This is a genomic window from Shewanella sp. UCD-KL12 (assembly GCF_001957125.1).
GTDB lineage: Bacteria > Pseudomonadota > Gammaproteobacteria > Enterobacterales > Shewanellaceae > Shewanella.
Map to the genome: position 1 here is coordinate 1147905 of NZ_MPHJ01000001.1, position 18398 is coordinate 1166302.

The window sequence follows — 18398 nt, forward strand, 5'->3', positions numbered from 1 at the left end:
GGCGAATCTAAGGAATAACTATGAGTACATCAACACTTGACGGCGTAGCTAAGCCTGCACTTTCTCAGACTGAGGATGTCGGCGTTTATAGACCTGACAACGCAAAAACAGCACTCTCTGATAAACCCAAGGCAGGGCAAGAACAGCTCGGCCGCTCTAACCACTGGGAGATCAGAACCGAAGAGCAGGCCTATGCTTATCTGCCAAAAACAGAAAGTGAGATTGAAAATCGCTATGGTAAGCGAATCGACTTAGTGGAGTTATCTGACAAACCTGCAGGCCGTTCCCTATTTATCAATGACAATCCTGAGGTTGGTAGTAACCCTGATCGTAATAAACAGCATGGCTTTTTCTTTACGGCCGATAACTGTATTGGCTGTCACGCCTGTGAGTCAGCATGCTCTGAGAAAAATGATAACCCAGCTCACTTAGCTTTTCGCTCGGTGGGTTATGTCGAGGGAGGCTCATACCCAGATTACAAACGAATGAACATCTCTATGGCTTGCAATCATTGTGACGATCCAGTCTGCCTTAAGGGCTGCCCGACACGTGCTTATACTAAGCATGCTGAATATGGCGCCGTGCTTCAAGATCCCGAGACCTGCTTTGGTTGCGGTTACTGTACTTGGGTATGCCCCTATAATGCGCCCCAGTTAGATCCGGTACAAGGTCGGGTATCTAAGTGCAACATGTGCGTCGATAGGTTAGAGGTCGGCCTAAAACCTGCTTGTGTCTCCGCTTGTGTTGGTAATGCGCTCGACTTCGGTGTGATTGAAAATACGCCGGACAATAGAGAGCAATGTAAGACGAGCATTCCCGGTTTTCCCTCTCCAGAAATAACTCACCCCAATATTCGCTTTCAGCAAACCAAATCTATGCCGGAAGAGATGACCCGTACAGACAGTATGCCAGTTAAATACCACAGAGATGAGTCGGGCCAATACCAGCCAGTAGTGGATCAAAAAGAGGGTAAACAGACACATTGGAATTTAAGCAAGCTCAATAGCCGTGAGAACCCTTTGGTGTTATTTACTTTGCTTGCACAGGCAGCGCTCGGCACCTTTATGATTCCATTTGTGGGTTCATTATTTGGCATAGAGGTGTTTGAACAATTCTTCGCATCAGACTTGTTGCTTGTTTTAGTTGTATTAGCCATTGTTATGACCTCTTTAGGCTTGTTTATGAGTGTGACCCATTTAGGTAAGCCATTTCGTTTTTATCGTGGTTTTAATAACTTACGCTACTCACCAATGAGCCGAGAAGGCTTTGGTTTAGCCACGTTTAGCGCAGGCCTAGGGGCGACTGCACTGCTGCTTTTACCAAGTAACAGCTGGCTCACATCGATGCTGACACACCTTACAGGCTTCGATGTGTTACCACTGTTCTCAGGTATATCGTTGACGCCTTGGGTATATGGTGCAGGTCTATTTGCCACCGTTTCAGGGTTAGCGGGTCTGTACTACATGAATCAGTGTTACCAGATAAAAGCCAGACCGTTTTGGAACCATTGGCAAACGGCGACAAGCTTTGCCGGTAACAGCTTATCCCTTGGTGCTATGGTGAGTTCAGCTTTGATACTCACAGCCCTTGGGGCAAGTGATGCGTTAACTAGCTCTGCACAGCAGGTGCTGATGTCGGTATTCATCATTGGACTCTCAATTGAGGCGGTGGGGTTAATAGGTCACAATAACACCCTTAATCGCAGTGAAAATGAGGGCGGGGCTGCGCACTATGTGCAATGCACGACATTTGGGAAAACCTATTTAATGCGCAATTATTTGTTAGGTTTTAATATCATTGTTGCTTGTGGTTTATTGGCTTATGCAAAAGTATTAACAGTGAGTGAGCCTGTTTTTATTGCAGCTTGGATAGGTTTGAATGTAATCAATGTGTTCACTGCACTTATCGGTAGAGCCTTGTTTTATAACTTAGTCATTCCAACGACTATGCCAGGTGCATTTTTCTGGAAAAATAAAGGCTTTGAGCAACATGCTCGAGATATAGGTCTCGCCGATAATCCTGCTTGTGGTGTTGCGCCGTTAGGTCATTGATGAGTTTTGACGATAAAGACTCATGACATTATATCCATTGGCATTTTAAGAGGTGAACATGCTGACACTAGCTAAGGCGATAGATAAGACTTGTTTGATAGGCTTAACGTATTTTAATACTGAGGGAGAGATGCTAAAGCAGTCTCTCCTTGCTGGAAAGGTAAGTGCTTATGATAGTGAAACAGGTATCACTATCACTCTGTTTGAGCAAGGTAAACAGAGTGATAATTCCAAAAGCTTACTAGATGCAGATAATTCACAGAGTCAAGCGAAGAGGTTTATTATTCCAATAGATCTGTCTTGTTGGTTTCATGCTCCAAGTGGCATCTTTCATACCAGTGTTGATGGGGTGACAGTGTCTAATCCTGATTACTTGGTGACATGGGATATTTATCAATGCAGTAGCAGAGAAAATGACGAGCAGATGCAATGGTGGCAATGGAAACCTAACGTTGAACGGCCGACTGTAGGAGTATAATGTTAAGCGGGAGGTAAGGGTCATAGATAACTAGCCTGTTAACTAGTCAGTTGTATAGCTCGCTTGTATTTAGTATATTATACCTACATTGTTTAGGTAGCGTACTGAGTATACGCTTTTCTAAAGTGGGGGCGAGATGGATGTAAATATGAAGGTGTTACCTGAAGGCGTGAGTTTTTCACAAGGGCTATATGCCGTTAAGATACCAACCTTTAGTGGATCAGAAATAAAGTATTACAAAGACCCTTTGACGGCATTTACCACAAAAAGAAGGGCTGATCGTAAAGAGGCAATAAGAAAAGATAAGCGGCTAGCAATGAAAATGATCAATGGCTAATCCATACCAGCTATCTAAATAAATTATGTAGGCTTAGATAGCTGATATGTATCATTTAACCATTACTGATAAAGCCGCTATGCTGGTAGGGTAAAATAGTACTAGTGACGTGCTTCATTGCAGAGGTTAACTTAGTCAACTGCTCAGCTGTGATCACATAGGGCGGCATGATATAGATAAGGTTGGCAAACGGTCTGATCCAGACGCCTAAGTCGACAAACTTTTGCTGCAACTCTGCGGTATTGACGACTGAGTTCATCTCAATCACACCGATACCGCCCAGTACGCGTACATCTTTCACTTCTGGAAGCGCTTTTGCCTCTTCAAGCTCAGATCTTAGTTGAGTCTCTATGCGACTTATTTGCCCTTGCCATTCATTGGTTGCCAATATATCTAAACTTGCACAAGCCGCAGAACACGCTAATGGGTTGCCCATAAACGTTGGACCATGCATAAACACACCCGCTGGGGAATCGCTGATCCCTTGAGCCACTTCATCACTACACATGGTGACAGCAAGAGAGATATACCCTCCTGTTAACGCTTTACCTAAACAGAGGATGTCTGCCTCAACGGCTTGTCCATTGTGTGTGGCGTGCTCGTAAGCGAACATTTTGCCTGTACGGCCAAAACCTGTTGCGATTTCATCGAGGATCAATAATACGTTAAATTCATCACACAGCTGGCGTAGGCCTACTAAATAGTCTGGATGATAGAAACGCATGCCGCCTGCACCTTGAAGTATGGGCTCTATGATCACTGCGGCAATTTCACTATGTTGTACTTCAAGTTTTGCCCGCATTTCATCAAGTTCAGATTGATCAAACTTAGCGTCAAAAGTTGCTTGAGGTGCACTAACAAATTCATGTTGAGTGACCGAATCACCAAACATAGTATGCATACCGCCTTCAGGGTCGCATACGCTCATTGCAGCAAATGTATCTCCGTGGTAGCCACATTTTACCGTTAAAATACGTTGTTTTTGTGGTTGCTCTCGACCTTGCCAGTATTGCAGTGCCATCTTAAGGGCGACTTCGACGGCGATTGAGCCTGAGTCGGCAAGAAATACTTTTGTTAAGTTAGCACTGGTCATGGCGACAAGTTTTTTAGATAACTCAATAGCTGGGCTATGAGTGATACCACCGAACATCACATGGCTGAGTTTTGAAAGCTGACCATGCATAGCATCAACAATTTGAGGATGGCTATAGCCATGGACACAAGCCCACCAGGAGCTAGTTCCATCAACCAGTTGGCGGCCATCATCTAACGTCAGCAGAGACTCTTTTGCTGAAGTGACACCAAAAGCTGGCAGTGCATTGGTCATAGAAGTGTAGGGATGCCAGATATGTTGTTTATCAAATTCAAAATCTATGGCTAAGTCATTATCAGTGCTTGACTCGCTGAATGTTTTATTAGAATTTTCAGTGTTCATAAATTAACCGTTAGTAAACCCGTTGGACTGGTTGGCGTTGACAGATTACGGCCTACAGGTATCCTAGGCAAGATAAAAACACAATATATTGAGCATAGAAGGTAAGTTTAATGTCGGATATACAACTGCGCCATGATTGGACTCGTGATGAAATAGAAGCTCTTTTTGCTTTACCTATGAATGACTTACTTTTCAAAGCTCATTCATTACATCGCCAGGTTTACGATCCTAATGAAGTGCAGATTAGCCGATTATTGTCGATTAAAACCGGGGCTTGCCCAGAAGATTGTAAATATTGCCCTCAGAGTGCCCGTTATGATACAGGCCTTGAAAAAGAGCGGTTAATTGAAATTGAAAAGGTGCTTACTGAGGCTCGCAGCGCAAAAGCTGCTGGAGCTTCACGCTTCTGTATGGGCGCGGCGTGGCGAAACCCGCATGCCAGAGATATGCCTTACCTGAAAGATATGGTCAGTGAAGTTAAAGGGATGGGCATGGAAACATGTATGACCCTAGGAATGTTATCACCAGAGCAAGCGGGTGAGCTTGCAGAGGCTGGTTTAGATTACTACAACCATAATTTAGACACATCGCCTGAGTATTATGGCGATATCATTACCACTCGAACCTATCAAGATAGACTCGATACCTTGTCCAATGTTCGCGCTGCAGGTATGAAGGTCTGCTCTGGCGGGATAGTAGGTATGGGGGAGCAAGCAACCGATCGTGCAGGTCTTTTGCAGCAGCTGGCCAATATGGAGCAGCACCCAGATTCTGTGCCTATCAATATGTTGGTAAAAGTGGCGGGAACGCCATTTGAAAACCTTGATGACTTAGACCCTCTTGAGTTTGTGCGTACGATTGCTATCGCGCGCATCACCATGCCTTATTCGCGCGTTCGATTATCTGCTGGCCGTGAAAAAATGACCGATGAGATGCAAGCTATGTGTTTCTTCGCAGGTGCAAACTCCATTTTTTACGGCTGTAAACTGCTGACGACGAATAACCCGGAAGAAAATGAAGATATGACCCTGTTCAAGCGTCTGGGTTTGCATCCAGAGCAGGGGAAATATGCCACGGTTGAAGATGATAAAGCCGTGTTTGAAAAGGCGACGGCGAAAGGTCGTGCCATTGAAGATAAGAAGAGTGCAGCCTTTTACGATGCTGCGGCGCTCTAACTTTTATGTCTGAGGCGCATTCATTAACGGACAAGTTGGTTAAACACAATGCAAAGGTAAAGCAGCTTGGCTTGTTAAGAGAGCGTAAGCGCGTGAATACCTGCGTACATGAAGCGCAAGGCGAAGGCTCTGATAACAGCTCTGTGTCTGGAAAGCTGCCGAGCAAGATGCAGTTTACTCATGAGGGAAGGGAGTATGTGAATTTCAGTAGCAATGACTACTTAGGACTTTCACGCTCTGCGCAATTAATAGAAGCACAACATCAGAGCGCAATAAGCCATGGTGTTGGCAGTGGCTCTTCCCCATTAGTGACTGGGTACAGTGATGTTCACTTAGAGCTAGAGCAGGCGCTTTGCCAGTCTACTGGTCATGAAGCAGCATTACTTTTTTGTTCAGGTTTTAGTGCTAACACAGCGTTAATGAAAACCCTTTTTGGCAAAGGGGATTTTGTTGTCGCAGATAAGTTAGTTCACGCATCAATCATAGATGGCTTAAAAGATAGCGAGACTCAGTTTAAACGCTTTATTCATAATGACATGGACAGTGCCAAAGCTTTACTGACTAAGCATAAGGCACAAGCAATAGTGACTGAGAGCATTTTCAGTATGGACGGTGATATTGCGCCTCTATCTTCACTTTCTAAGCTGTGTCAACAACATGGTGCCTGGCTTATAGTTGATGATGCCCATGGATATGGCATTTTGCCCACTTCACTTATCAGTGCTGAAACTGTTGATGTGCAGGTCGTGACTTTTGGCAAAGCCTTAGGTTGTCAGGGGGCCGCGGTATTAGGCAGTCAGGTGTTAATTGATTTTCTCGTATCCAATGCCAGAGAGTATATCTACTCAACCGCGCTATCACCAAGTAGTGCTGCTACGGCATTGGCTGCAGTACAACTTGTTTCACTAGATAAGAGTCGGGCAAGTACCCTGAATGAGAATATTCAGTATTTTAGGCAGCAATGCGTTAACGCAAACCTTAAGTTGAATGATTCAACAACTGCCATTCAGCCGTTGATCATTGGTGAAGCAGATGACACCTTACGGGTTGCTAATCAGCTAAAGTGCTTAGGTATTTGGGTGGGAGCGATAAGACCCCCGACAGTGCCAAAAGGGACGGCGCGATTAAGAGTCACTTTAACAGCATTACACACTCATCAAGAGATTGATCGACTCATTAATGGCTTGAAGCAGGTGATGTGCCTAACTTAACGACATTTTATCTTAAAGTAAAAATGAATTGATGGAGCCCAAAGAAGTGGTAAATGGGGTAGCACAAAGTGTCAATGATAATCGAGTTGCCGAGGGCTTTTCTGCAGCGGCAAAAAATTATCATCAACATGACAGATTACAAAAAATGTCAGCGGCATGTTTATTTGAAGCGATGCAGCCCACTGGGACTTTATTGGATATTGGTGCAGGGCCAGGTACTGACTTTAGCCAATTCGAACACATAAATCAGGTTATATCGCTCGACCTTGCGCTAGGAATGGTTGAGCAGGTAAAGCTGTCGTTTCCTCAGTATCAAGCCATCTGCGCTAATGCGGAAAAGCTGCCATTGGCAGACAATAGTATCGATAGTGCATATTCAAACCTTGCGCTGCAGTGGTGTAGCGATCTTAGTGCGAGCTTTACCGATACCGCCAGAGTGATGAAGCCTAACGGGGAATATCATTTATCTATAGTGGCGAAAGACAGTTTAGCTGAGCTTGATACCTTAGGGTTCAGGGTTAATGGCTTTCGCAGTAAGGATGAAATATTAACCCATGTCGATACTGCAAAGTGGCATATTAAAGCGGCTAGGGTTCAAGAGATCACTGTTTACTTTCCAAACTTAAAAGCACTGCTGTATTCGATTAAAGGGGTTGGTGCCTCGATTAATGCTAATCAAGTCTCTACTGATAAAATTCGTGGTAGAGGTGATTGGCAAAAAATAATGGCGCGTGCAGAGAAATTACGTTGTGAGCAGGGTATACCTTTAACCTATCAAGTAGCCCAACTTTGTTTGATGAGAATATCTGATTAAGCGTTAAATGATGCTACCTGTACACCAGTACAGGCATTATACCAATCAGCATAAGAAAGTGATCTACTCAGAGTGTTTTTTGGCAACTAATTCAAGGCGAATTGGTGATGGAATGGTTATTCCCTTGTGAGGCTATTCAACGAAGAAGTAGGCAGCCAAAAACACGCCTGAAAGGCGAGTTTTAGCGCTTCATATGCTGTGTTAACGAGCTAGAACGTAGAATAACTATGCCCTTCACTCATTGCAAAGAACATGGATGTTCTGAATGTCATTAATGCACGATTATATGGATATAGGAGGTAGGGTAACGCAGGAGCGGTTACCGAGGAGCAATTAATGACCTTGCCTCTGAAGCGCTAAACTCTCGCTGAGCGATCACATCTTTATGCTGATTGGTATTAGATAGTGTTCCACTTGTATTTAAGTATTTTGATAAGAGACTGATAAATGAATTATTTTGTGACAGGTACCGACACAGACAGTGGTAAAACGCTCATCTCATCAGCCATTCTTTGTAAGCGTCTGCGCACTAGCCCTAAGCATAATACCTTAGGGTTAAAACCTATTGCTTCAGGTTGTGAAAAAACCGCTGAGGGGTTAAGGAATTCAGATGCGCTTAACCTTATCTCACAATCTAGTATTAAGTTGGATTATCAATTCATTAATCCATTTTCTTTTTTGCCTGCAATTGCGCCGCATATAGCTGCAGAGCAGACTGAGATAGATATTTCACCTGCTGAAGTATTAGCTCAACTTAAGTTAAGTTTACAAAGCGCAGAGCTCGCCTCAAAGGATACCTGTTTAATAGAGGGGGCTGGTGGGTGGCGTCTACCGCTTGGGGAGGGGAAGTTTCTTTCGGAAGTTGTCGCCGCTCTGGATTTGCCTGTGATTTTGGTTGTTGGTGTTAAGCTGGGTTGCCTCAATCATGCCGTGTTGACTCAGGAGTCCATACTCGGTGATGGGTTAAAGGTTGCTGGTTGGGTGGCCAATATTGTTGAGCCAGATACAGCTTGTTTAGAAGAGAACTTAGCCAGCCTATCAGCGTTAATGCATGCCCCTTGTTTAGGTGTCGTGCCTTATCTGCAGGATGCTAGTGCTGAAAACGCCGCTGACTTTTTAGAGTTGGAACATGTTTTTTTTGATGACTAAGGTTAATCAATAGCTAAGTTCATTCGAAAATAAGCTCACTGAAAATCTAAGTTCATTCGAAAATAAGCTCACTGAAAATCTAAGTTCATTCAATAGCTAACTTCATTCAATCCCTAAGGTAAACAGCGCATTTTTCATCAACTCCTCCTGTTCAATTAAAAATTCAGTTAATTGCGCTCCTTCAAGAAAGAGGGGTTGCCACTGGTAGCTTACTCTTTTCTCTTGCCATTGCTTTGACTGGTTGAGCTGCTCGAGCATAGCTTTATAATGCATGATTTTATCGGCAGGGGTACTTGCATTGACAAAAAAACCTCGCCAATTTGAAAACTCGACATCTATGCCTTGTTCTAAAAATGTTTTAATTTCGGGAAAGCTGTTTAGTCTTTGGCTACTGGTTATACCTAGTATCTTAACCTCTCTGCGTTTATAGGCGCCGATAACTTCCCCAAGTCCGCTGATTAGCGCAACGCCTTTCTCTCGTTTTAGTAACTCCATGGCATCACCGCCACCATCGGTTGGAATATAGCGCAGTTTGGGTATTGATAGTTCTGCTGTATTGGCAATCAATGCCAAAGTGATATGATCTAAGCTGCCCATCGATGAACCGCCCAGAATGGGGTTGCGCGCAGGCGAATTAGCCAGCGCTTCAATAAGATCTGAGACTGTATTAAATTTTGAATCTGAAGGTACTACGAGTGCCTGGTACTCGGCAATCAATGTGCAGATGGGGATCACATCTCGATACCCAAGATCGATAACACCGGTTAAATTTCTTAAAAGAAGAGGTGTTGACTGTATCATTAAGGTATTGGGGTATTTATTTGGACTTTTCACAAAATCCATGAGTGCACGCCCACCTCCCGCGCCCACATAATTATTAAAAATAACGCGCTTTGCAATCCCTGTGGTTAATAATGCATTGCCTGTTACTCTTGCTGTGGTATCCCAGCCACCCCCTTCGCTACCAGGAATTAAAAATTGCACCACCTCATCGTGAGTGACTGAAGCAACACTATGAGCGCAATGAAGTATCAGCAAGGTAAGAATGATAAAGGTTTTGCAATAATGTATTACAGCATTACCTGGTTTCACTTTCTGCTCCATGCTGATAGCTTGCTTCATTTTAAAGGCATCATAATGAGTGACTGATTTACAAAGTGTAGCGCTTATTTAAGTTGGCTAGTTTTGATTGAGTGACTATCTTTCAATTAGAGGTAAGTGAATGAACAAAGATTAATTGGATCTTCAGCCATCATTCAGCGACAGCCTCCTTTTTTAATATTGACTTAATGTAAGCCTCCTAGACTGCATCTCCTTAATTTTTTGTGAGTTTAAAGAGAGCCCGAATTGAGTTGAATTTGTTCAGTTGTACATTTTTTTACTTTTCTCCCCTTGTATTCTCGCTTTTCGGACATATTATGTCTTTAGAACGCAACATCAGGTACCTAAGTACCACACAGGAGTTTATTTAATGCGAATTTTTCTATTGATTGCGACCAATATGGCAATCTTACTTGTGGCCTCTATTGTGATGTCACTACTGGGGGTTAATACCTCTACGATGGGCGGACTACTTGTCTTTGCCTCGATTTTTGGTTTTGGTGGCGCATTTCTTAGTTTAGCAATCTCAAAGTGGATGGCTAAAAAGACCATGGGCTGTGAAGTGATCACAACCCCACGTGATAACACAGAACGTTGGTTGGTTGAAACCGTTGCTCGCCAAGCCGACAAAGCGGGTATTAAGATGCCTGAGGTGGCTATCTATCAATCTGAGGAGCTGAATGCTTTTGCTACAGGTCCAAGTAAAGATAATGCACTTGTTGCTGTAAGTAGTGGCCTTCTTTACGGCATGAGCCAAGATGAGATTGAAGGGGTACTTGCACATGAAGTGAGTCATGTCGCCAATGGTGATATGGTGACTCTGACACTTATTCAGGGTGTTGTTAACACCTTCGTTATTTTTGCGGCCCGAGTGGTTGCAGGGATCATCAACAACTTCGTAGCTAGTAATGACGAAGAAGGTGAAGGTTTAGGTATGTTTGCTTACATGGGTGTCGTTTTTGTTCTCGATATGCTGTTTGGTATTCTTGCCTCAATGATCGTTGCTTACTTCTCACGTATTCGTGAGTTCAAGGCCGATGAAGGCGCTGCCCAACTTGCAGGTAAAGAGAAGATGATTGCAGCACTTGAGCGTCTACGTCAGGGACCTGCTACCGGTGCTATGCCTGCACAGATGTCAGCGTTAGGCATTAATGGTAAGAAATCTATGTCTGAATTGATGATGAGTCATCCTCCGCTAGAGAAGCGTATCGCTGCTTTACGTGCGAGCTAATCACTCGGTAAGATAGCAAGACATTGAAAACGGGAGCTTAGGCTCCCGTTTTTATTTTTAGTTCTGCACGCTATTCTACTTCTACTTCTACTTCTACTTCTCCAGCATAGTCACTTGTTACTCAACCGCTCTTTACTAAGAGTAGTGAAACATTCTAGTTGCTATTCGCTTATCGATTATCTAACCGCAAATGCTTTTAGTCATTTAGGTTGATCTTATGGGGAGATGCACCATAGTTAATTAATAGGAGTGGCATTAATGTGTATGGGCAATGGGTTAAGGTAACGGTCTTAAATCTCATAGTTAATGAGTATTGTTATCATTAACTATGAAAATATTCTGCATAATTATGATTGTTTTTTAAACTGTGAGCTTAGCACTTAAAAAAGTCCGCCTATTCAGTTTCGCATAAGGTTTATGTGATAAGGCTCACTATATGACTGAATTCAGTACATAAGTAAGAGCGTAATTTGATTAAGCTCACAGTTTATTGCTTGTTTTGACGCTATTCTCACTTCAAGAAAAGTTGCGTATTTGCAGTTCCTTAGCTATTTTATGCAATGTCGTGCTAAGACTGTTGAGAGCAAGATGGGGTTAATCAATAAATCTCCACTATGCTGTCTTTAAAAGAGGATATGATTGTGAGCAAAAAAATACTAAGTGCATTATTTGGCGCTGCTATGGCAGCATTGGCATTATCACCAGTTGCTATGGCTGAGCCACAAGAGCTTGCAGAGATGCATGCTGAAATGGATGGCTGTGAAGCTTGTCACGCTGATGGTGAGCCTTCTGCAGATGGCGCCTATGAGTTTGAACAGTGCCAAAGCTGTCACGGTACCCTAGCAGAGATGGACGGTGTTCACCCTGCACATGATGGCAACTTAATGTGTGCTGATTGTCACGCACCACATGACATGAATGTTGGTGATAAGCCAACATGTGATAGTTGTCATGATGATGGTCGTACCGCAGACTCTGCTCAGTAGAGAATATGTGTTGACTAGCTAGTTATACTAGCGCTATCGACTCAAAAAAACGCCAGCAATTGCTGGCGTTTTTGTGTATGGAACACTTATGAAAATTTACCATGGGTCCTTGATGTTCCTGACATCAACTGGACATTCCCTACGTCCGTGTAGGTCAAGGTATTAAAATTTTCGTTGTGTCTGGCTCTCTCTTGTAAGGAGTTATGCTCAAGCTTATAAAGAAGACCAAGGGTCCTTAATACTCCAGACATAACTAGACATTCCCTACGCTCATGTTTCCTCCCCATTGCCCGATCTTGGTGCAAACTCTTGCACATTGTGAGTTCATTCTCGAAAAGATAAAATAATTAAAATAACTTTACCGTTTAATATCAGTGGCTTAATTGTTGGCGCGCCCGTTGCACTCTAGAAAAGATAGTTATAAGCAGACTGGTAGGTAACTGATGAAAAGTGCTGAAATTGTTGAGTTGAAAGATGCCATAAACACCAAAGAACTGATCTCTTCGAGTAAGCATGCTCATCTGCAGAAAGTTGCAATTGTGGGGGCTGGCTGCGGCGACATTGAATTACTAACAGTCAAAGCTACAAGACTTATCTCAGCTGCTGATGCCATTATCTATGACAGCTTGGTCAGTGAAGATATTCTTGATTTAGCATCGAGTGCCTGTGAGATGCACTTTGCCGGTAAACGCTGTGGGCAACCTAGCGCTAAACAAGCTGATATTAATCAACTAATACTAACCTGTGCAAAGCGGGGCTTGAATGTGGTCCGGTTGAAAGGAGGCGATCCTAATGTATTCGGCCGTGGCTGTGAAGAATCGCTATTTCTCGCACAACATGGTGTTGCCAGTCATTTTGTTCCAGGCGTAACCGCTGCACTTGGCTGCGCTGCGAGTGCGGGGATCCCGCTAACGCACAGAGGTGTCGCTAGATCTGTCACTTTGGTAACAGGAACGGTTGTGGATGGGGCCGCTAAAAATGGTGTTCATTGGCAAGCGCTTTTATCGATTAAATCGACATTGGTGTTTTATATGGGTAAAGAGCAGGCAGCTCATATTGCTCATAGCTTATTAAGTGCAGGTGCCAGTACTGAATTACCTATGGTATTTATCAGCAGTGGAGCTCGCAGTGAGCAAAAGCTCACTTTTGCTGATTTAGGCACTATGAGTGATGCTGCCAGGCAGCTTGAGGTGCTGGGTCCTACTTTGATGATCGTTGGTGAAGTGGTCAATGTCGGTCAAGGGTTAGCAGAGCTACTCAGTCAGATTGAGCCGCACAGTCTGACTGATAAAGCTTTATGTGAGTCGGCTTAAGCGCACGATGAATAGGTATAACTACAAATGGCTGTAGACGCTATGAGCAAAGCATATCAAGGACTAGTAAAAGCATTAGGTCGTGGAGAGAAGGGGTCTCGTGCTTTAACCATGAAAGAATCTCAATTTCTCATTCAGGGTTTTTCTCAAGGTATAGGCACTAAGGCTCAGCTTGCTGCGGCGTTAATGCTGATGCGAGTGAGGGGGGAGACCTGTGAAGAAGTTGCAGGTGCAGCATTAGGTATAAAATCAACAATCAGCGAGCAATGGTCAAATCTTGATGTGAGTATCGACTGGCCCTGCTATGCCGGTAAACGGGAGTTATTGCCCTGGCTTCTGCTTGCAGCTAAAGTGCTGGCCGGTCAAGGTGAGAGGGTATTACTGCATGGCGACCCTAAGTCATTAAGCCATAGAAAACATATTGGGGCTTATGTTGAGGCTATTGGGATCCCTAAGGCTACTACACCTGTTGAGGCCAAGTTGGCATTAGAGACTAGCGGGATCTGCTATGTCGATGCTGACAGTTTTACCCCTTTGGTTGCACAATTTCGAGCGTTGCATCAAGAGTTAGGTCTTAGAAGTTTATTCCAGACTGCAATTCGTTGCACCAACCCGGCGAATGCTGCTGTGAGCTTACGCAGTTACTTTCATCCAGGGGTCGATACCATGCATCTAAACGTCGCTAAATTGATGGCGAAGGTGTGTTTAGACCCACAGCTGATATATAGCGATGAAGTTGACACAAGCCAAACTGATATTTTTGCAGTTAAGAGCGCTGAAGGTAAGCGTACGGAAGGTAAGATCACTGAGGGTAAGAGAACTGAGGCTAAGAGCGCTGAGATTTGCAGTGAGTCTGAGCTAAGTCAGCGTCGATACGCTGTGCAGGCATTTGCGCTTAACGGCCGAGTCGGTATTTTTAAAGGGGTACAAGGTGAAACTGAAGTTAACCCACGTATTTCAACGCATTTTAGTATTACTTCAAACCAAAAGAGTCTAGGTATGTTGCTTCCTACACGACTCGAAGGCTTGGTAGGAATTAGTACATTATCATCATCGCTAACGCTTTTACCCAAGCAAGGGAGTCAATTATTGAGGCAGATATGGGATTCAGATTCTGATGAGGATTTACGTGTTCTTGCTGACGGTGAAGCAAATTGTACGAGCGATAATGAGATCGCCCTTTGTGATGCGACCCTAAAAAAGCTGAGATGTATTGCCAAAGCGAGTGTTATTAGTACCTTGACAGCGGTTTATCTGCTGCAGGCAAAAAGTCAGTCCGTAGCTGAAGCTGAATCGTTGGCGGAGATGGCATGGAGAGAGAGATGACACTTTTTACCTGCTTCACTGAGCAAACTGATAAGTTTCTTATCACTGATACATTCAATGAGTATGACGTTACTCATTTAATTAAGTTACAAGATATTGAGCGTATGACACTTTCAGATGAGGAAGATGTGCTTATTTTTACCTGTGTTGAAATAAATGATGTCGCTCTTCAACTACTGTTACGTATTATGAAATTCGCCCCCATTCCTATCATAGTTCAGGCTCAAACTTATCAGCAAGAAACCTTAATGAGGTTACTTAAATGTGGCAGGGTAACATTTGAATTGGCAGACTTAGATCTAGCAAGCGTAGATCTCGATAGGTTAGCGCAGCGCATAGAGCTAGCCAAATTAAGGTTCAGCGTTGCACATGTGCAGCAACAGAAAATTGAGCAACTAGAGTCAGCTCTTGATGCACAAAAACTAATTGCTAAAGTAAAAGCAAAATTGCAGCTAAATGGCTTAACAGAACCTCAAGCCCATAAACTGTTGCAAAAACAAGCGATGGAAGCTGGCATTTCTGTTGAGCAGTTCATACTTCAATTCCCCCTAAACTAATTCCCACCCAAATTGGTGCAATGGCGCCTTGCTTGTGCGTTTACTCGGCTTTATCTCTCCTAACCAATATTGAATCCATCATTAAAACAGTGGTTTACATCATTATTGTTTTTGGCATAGTCACTGCAATGTAAACAATAAGTAAAATAAAAATTTATGTTCTGACTGGCAATGGCGCCATGTTCTCTTTTGAGAGCATGGCGCCTTTTGCTTTTAAAGATAGGTAAGTTTAAAAGAGATAGGAGTACGTTATGGGGTGTGCAAAAACAGATTTGGAGCGTAAGCCTAAGCTTTTGGTCGTGGGAAATGGCATGGTTGGCCATAACTTTATAGAGCAACTGTGCGATCTTGGGATTAATGACCACTTCCAGGTAGACGTATTTGGCAGCGAACAACTTGCCGCCTATGACAGGGTGCAACTGTCTAAATACTTCGATACGGGCAGTGCCGATAGCTTAATGTTGGCGAATGCTGAGGCATATGCCAAGCAGGGAGTGACCTTACACCTTGGCAAAGAGGTGACAAGGCTCGATACAGATAACAAGTGTTTACACACACAAGATGGTGACTTCTGGTTTTATGACAAACTGGTGCTGGCAACCGGTTCTTACCCATTTGTACCACCCATAGAGGGTAAAGATAGGTCACAATGCATGGTCTATCGCACAATTGATGATCTAAAGCAGATACAGCAAGCCGCAGAAAAGTCGACATCTGGAGTGGTGATAGGTGGTGGTTTATTGGGGTTAGAAGCCGCTAATGCCTTATTAACATTAGGGTTAGATACTCATGTGGTTGAATTTGCACCTCAACTTATGCCTGTACAACTGAACGATAAAGCTGGAGACCTGCTTTGTGAGAAAATTGAAGCACTGGGTGTTTCGGTACATACCAGTAAGGCTACAACAGGGATAATCGCAGGTGAAACATCACTCCATCGGATGAACTTTAGTGATGATACCTATCTAGAAACTGACTTGATTGTCTTTTCGGCAGGCATAAGACCTCAAGACCGTTTAGCAAAAGAAAATGGCATTGAAGTGGGCGAGCGTGGTGGAATTGTTATTGATGATAACTGTCTGACCTCTGCCGATGACGTCTACGCCATCGGGGAATGTGCACTTTGGCAGCACAAAATATTCGGTTTGGTGGCACCGGGTTACCAGATGGCGAGAGCCGCCGTATCTCATATTGCGTCGAAAGCAATTAAAGAAGAACCATCAAGTGCTCTGGTTACGTTCGATGGGGCAGATATGAGCACTAAGCTTAAATTGCTTGGCGTTGATGTCGCTTCAATCGGTGAAAGCCGTGGTTTTGACAATGCACAATTTGTTGAACTTACCGATAATCAAGCGGGTACCTATAAGAAGCTATGGCTTGATGAGTCAGGCCGCTACCTGAAAGGGGCTGTGTTGGTCGGTGATGCGAGTGATTACAGTGTCTTGCTCAATCAATATCTATCAGGTGATGCACTCGATATACCTGCAATAGACTTGTTGCAGCAAGAAGAGGGCGCGAGTCTAGATATGAAAGATGATGCGATTATCTGCTCTTGTCATCAAGTGACTAAAGCAGACATAGTGGCAAGCGTCGAGGCTGGGTCTCACAGTCTGGCTGAAGTGAAAGCCTGCACCAAAGCGGCTTCAGGTTGTGGCGGTTGTAGTGCTTTAGTTCAAACCGTGATCACTCAAGCCATGGAAGCCCAGGGACTAGAGACCGAGAAGGGGATCTGTTGTCATTTTGAATATGATAGGCAGGAGCTATTCCACCTCTGTCAGCTAGAAGGGATAGGCGACTTTAATACGCTAATTCAAACCCATGGTCATGGAGACTCAGGTGTATTGGGGCTAGGTTGTGAGATCTGTAAACCTGCAGCAGCCTCCATTTTTGCCACTTTACATAATGAGTATGTACTCAATATTCAACATGCCAACCTACAAGATACCAATGATGCTTACTTAGGCAACCTACAAAAAGATGGCTCTTACTCTGTGGTGCCTCGAATTGCTGGTGGTGAAATTACGCCAGACAAACTTATAGCACTCGGGGTCATCGCTAAACGTCATGATCTCTATACCAAGATCACTGGCGGTCAACGTATTGACTTGTTTGGTGCCCAACTATCTGAGCTACCGATGATCTGGCAAGAGCTGATTGAGCAAGGATTTGAGACTGGGCATGCTTACGGAAAATCATTGAGAACGGTTAAGTCTTGTGTTGGAAGTACTTGGTGTCGTTATGGCGTGCAAGATTCAGTGGGCTTAGCTATAGATCTTGAGAATCGTTACAAAGGTTTGCGCGCCCCTCATAAGATTAAATTTGCCGTGTCTGGCTGTACTCGTGAGTGTGCCGAGGCCCAAAGTAAAGATATCGGTGTGATAGCCAGTGACAAAGGTTGGAACCTCTTTGTTGGCGGTAATGGTGGCATGCGTCCAAGGCATGGTGACCTGTTTGCGACTGACCTTTCAACCTCTGAACTTGTTACTTACATAGATCGTATTTTGATGTTTTATGCCAAAACTGCAGCCCGTTTACAGAGAACCTCTGTATGGCTTGAGACGTTGGAGGGAGGGCTTGATTACCTTAAGTCGGTGGTTATCGATGACTGCCTTGGCGTTACCAATGAGCTGGAAGCACAGATGGAAAAAGTGGTCGCAACTTATCAGTGCGAGTGGCGAACAAGTCTTGAAAGTCCCGAGTTCCTTTCTCGTTTTAGTGAGTTTGTTAACCCTGAGAAAATGCCTGACGTCGATGTCGAGCAATATCGTTATAGTCGCGGACAAAAGTTCCCAGCAGCTGCTATTGGCAATATTGAGGTTATTAACCTGCCAGTAGATGCCATCGTTGAAAATACAGATGAATTAGTTAAGTAGGGCCATTGGCTTAAAGGAGTTTTAATATGAATTGGGTCATTATTTGCGAAGAGAAAGCACTGCCTAGTTTTGGTGGGGTAGCGGCTTGGTTTGAGAACAGAGCGATTGCCATTTTTAACCTAGGCGAACGGGGTTTATTTGCATTGGATAATACCGATCCCGCCACTGGAGTGAGCGTGCTGTCACGGGGGCTTATTTGCGATCTTGAAGGGGGGATATTTGTCGCATCTCCGCTGCATAAGCAACATTACAGCTTACATAACGGCTCCTGTATCGAAGATGAGTCATTACGCGTCAACGTCTATCAAGTCAAAAGTGAAGATGGACGGGTATTAGTGAAAAGTGCTGGTAAATAGTCATA

General features: G+C 43.9%; 16 protein-coding genes. 14 read left to right on the forward strand and 2 right to left on the reverse strand.

Annotated features, from left to right (window positions below):
* The first annotated feature begins 20 nt into the window (after positions 1-20).
* The 3 genes from BM736_RS04825 (at position 21) to BM736_RS04835 (ending at position 2866) form a co-directional block, all read left to right on the forward strand.
* On the forward strand, positions 21-2051 hold the full coding sequence (locus BM736_RS04825; RefSeq protein ID WP_076409251.1) for a DmsC/YnfH family molybdoenzyme membrane anchor subunit: 2031 nt from the start codon (positions 21-23) through the stop codon (positions 2049-2051).
* A 58-nt stretch (positions 2052-2109) separates the two neighbouring features.
* Positions 2110-2529 carry a hypothetical protein gene (locus tag BM736_RS04830; RefSeq protein WP_076409254.1) on the forward strand — a complete coding sequence of 140 codons (420 nt, stop codon included), beginning with the start codon at positions 2110-2112 and terminating at the stop codon, positions 2527-2529.
* A 136-nt stretch (positions 2530-2665) separates the two neighbouring features.
* Complete coding sequence (locus BM736_RS04835; protein WP_143562319.1) at positions 2666-2866, forward strand: hypothetical protein; 201 nt, start codon at positions 2666-2668, stop codon at positions 2864-2866.
* Between the two features lie 55 nt (positions 2867-2921).
* On the opposite strand, the gene bioA is transcribed toward BM736_RS04835, so the two are convergent.
* On the reverse strand, positions 2922-4301 hold the full coding sequence (gene bioA, locus BM736_RS04840; RefSeq protein WP_076409260.1) for an adenosylmethionine--8-amino-7-oxononanoate transaminase: 1380 nt from the start codon (positions 4299-4301) through the stop codon (positions 2922-2924).
* A gap of 110 nt (positions 4302-4411) precedes the next feature.
* On the opposite strand from bioA, the gene bioB reads away from it, so the two are divergent.
* From bioB to bioD, 4 genes are all read left to right on the forward strand, one after another.
* Positions 4412-5476, forward strand: a complete 1065-nt coding sequence (gene bioB, locus BM736_RS04845; RefSeq protein ID WP_076409263.1) for a biotin synthase BioB — start codon at positions 4412-4414, stop codon at positions 5474-5476.
* 5 nt (positions 5477-5481) lie between these two features.
* Positions 5482-6687 (forward strand): 8-amino-7-oxononanoate synthase, encoded by a 1206-nt coding sequence (locus BM736_RS04850; protein ID WP_076409269.1) that lies wholly within the window; start codon positions 5482-5484, stop codon positions 6685-6687.
* Positions 6688-6718: 31 nt separating this feature from the next.
* Positions 6719-7501, forward strand: a complete 783-nt coding sequence (locus BM736_RS04855) for a methyltransferase domain-containing protein (RefSeq protein ID WP_076409271.1) — start codon at positions 6719-6721, stop codon at positions 7499-7501.
* A gap of 447 nt (positions 7502-7948) precedes the next feature.
* Positions 7949-8650 carry a dethiobiotin synthase gene (bioD, locus tag BM736_RS04865; RefSeq protein ID WP_076409273.1) on the forward strand — a complete coding sequence of 234 codons (702 nt, stop codon included), beginning with the start codon at positions 7949-7951 and terminating at the stop codon, positions 8648-8650.
* 102 nt (positions 8651-8752) lie between these two features.
* On the opposite strand, the gene BM736_RS04870 is transcribed toward bioD, so the two are convergent.
* Entirely contained in the window at positions 8753-9772 is a 1020-nt protein-coding gene (locus tag BM736_RS04870) for a tripartite tricarboxylate transporter substrate binding protein (RefSeq protein ID WP_083699838.1), read from the reverse strand.
* Positions 9773-10121: 349 nt separating this feature from the next.
* Between BM736_RS04870 and htpX the strand changes: the two genes are divergently transcribed.
* From htpX to nirD, 7 genes are all read left to right on the forward strand, one after another.
* The gene (gene htpX / locus BM736_RS04875) at positions 10122-10982 is read left to right on the forward strand and encodes a protease HtpX (protein ID WP_076409275.1); all 861 of its coding nucleotides are present in this window, start codon (positions 10122-10124) and stop codon (positions 10980-10982) included.
* Positions 10983-11623: 641 nt separating this feature from the next.
* Positions 11624-11968 carry a cytochrome c3 family protein gene (locus BM736_RS04880; protein WP_076409926.1) on the forward strand — a complete coding sequence of 115 codons (345 nt, stop codon included), beginning with the start codon at positions 11624-11626 and terminating at the stop codon, positions 11966-11968.
* A 443-nt stretch (positions 11969-12411) separates the two neighbouring features.
* The gene (gene cobA, locus BM736_RS04885) at positions 12412-13281 is read left to right on the forward strand and encodes a uroporphyrinogen-III C-methyltransferase (RefSeq protein WP_076409277.1); all 870 of its coding nucleotides are present in this window, start codon (positions 12412-12414) and stop codon (positions 13279-13281) included.
* A gap of 42 nt (positions 13282-13323) precedes the next feature.
* On the forward strand, positions 13324-14607 hold the full coding sequence (locus tag BM736_RS04890) for a glycosyl transferase (RefSeq protein ID WP_076409928.1): 1284 nt from the start codon (positions 13324-13326) through the stop codon (positions 14605-14607).
* Positions 14604-15164 (forward strand): ANTAR domain-containing response regulator, encoded by a 561-nt coding sequence (locus BM736_RS04895; protein ID WP_076409280.1) that lies wholly within the window; start codon positions 14604-14606, stop codon positions 15162-15164. The genes BM736_RS04890 and BM736_RS04895 overlap by 4 nt, the downstream gene beginning before the upstream one ends.
* Before the next feature lie 251 nt (positions 15165-15415).
* Positions 15416-18037, forward strand: coding sequence for a nitrite reductase large subunit NirB (gene nirB / locus BM736_RS04900; protein ID WP_076409282.1), 2622 nt, complete (start codon positions 15416-15418; stop codon positions 18035-18037).
* A gap of 26 nt (positions 18038-18063) precedes the next feature.
* On the forward strand, positions 18064-18393 hold the full coding sequence (gene nirD, locus BM736_RS04905; RefSeq protein ID WP_076409284.1) for a nitrite reductase small subunit NirD: 330 nt from the start codon (positions 18064-18066) through the stop codon (positions 18391-18393).
* Positions 18394-18398: the final 5 nt, after the last annotated feature.

Bases quoted from the DNA above. Each gene is read 5' to 3' on its own strand.
- BM736_RS04825 (WP_076409251.1), top strand. From the start codon at position 21: ATGAGTACATCAACACTTGACGGCGTAGCTAAGCCTGCACTTTCTCAG.
- BM736_RS04830 (WP_076409254.1), top strand. From the start codon at position 2,110: ATGCTGACACTAGCTAAGGCGATAGATAAGACTTGTTTGATAGGCTTA.
- BM736_RS04835 (WP_143562319.1), top strand. From the start codon at position 2,666: ATGGATGTAAATATGAAGGTGTTACCTGAAGGCGTGAGTTTTTCACAA.
- bioA (WP_076409260.1), bottom strand. From the start codon at position 4,301: ATGAACACTGAAAATTCTAATAAAACATTCAGCGAGTCAAGCACTGAT.
- bioB (WP_076409263.1), top strand. From the start codon at position 4,412: ATGTCGGATATACAACTGCGCCATGATTGGACTCGTGATGAAATAGAA.
- BM736_RS04850 (WP_076409269.1), top strand. From the start codon at position 5,482: ATGTCTGAGGCGCATTCATTAACGGACAAGTTGGTTAAACACAATGCA.
- BM736_RS04855 (WP_076409271.1), top strand. From the start codon at position 6,719: ATGGAGCCCAAAGAAGTGGTAAATGGGGTAGCACAAAGTGTCAATGAT.
- bioD (WP_076409273.1), top strand. From the start codon at position 7,949: ATGAATTATTTTGTGACAGGTACCGACACAGACAGTGGTAAAACGCTC.
- BM736_RS04870 (WP_083699838.1), bottom strand. From the start codon at position 9,772: ATGAAGCAAGCTATCAGCATGGAGCAGAAAGTGAAACCAGGTAATGCT.
- htpX (WP_076409275.1), top strand. From the start codon at position 10,122: ATGCGAATTTTTCTATTGATTGCGACCAATATGGCAATCTTACTTGTG.
- cobA (WP_076409277.1), top strand. From the start codon at position 12,412: ATGAAAAGTGCTGAAATTGTTGAGTTGAAAGATGCCATAAACACCAAA.
- BM736_RS04890 (WP_076409928.1), top strand. From the start codon at position 13,324: ATGAGCAAAGCATATCAAGGACTAGTAAAAGCATTAGGTCGTGGAGAG.
- BM736_RS04895 (WP_076409280.1), top strand. From the start codon at position 14,604: ATGACACTTTTTACCTGCTTCACTGAGCAAACTGATAAGTTTCTTATC.
- nirB (WP_076409282.1), top strand. From the start codon at position 15,416: ATGGGGTGTGCAAAAACAGATTTGGAGCGTAAGCCTAAGCTTTTGGTC.
- nirD (WP_076409284.1), top strand. From the start codon at position 18,064: ATGAATTGGGTCATTATTTGCGAAGAGAAAGCACTGCCTAGTTTTGGT.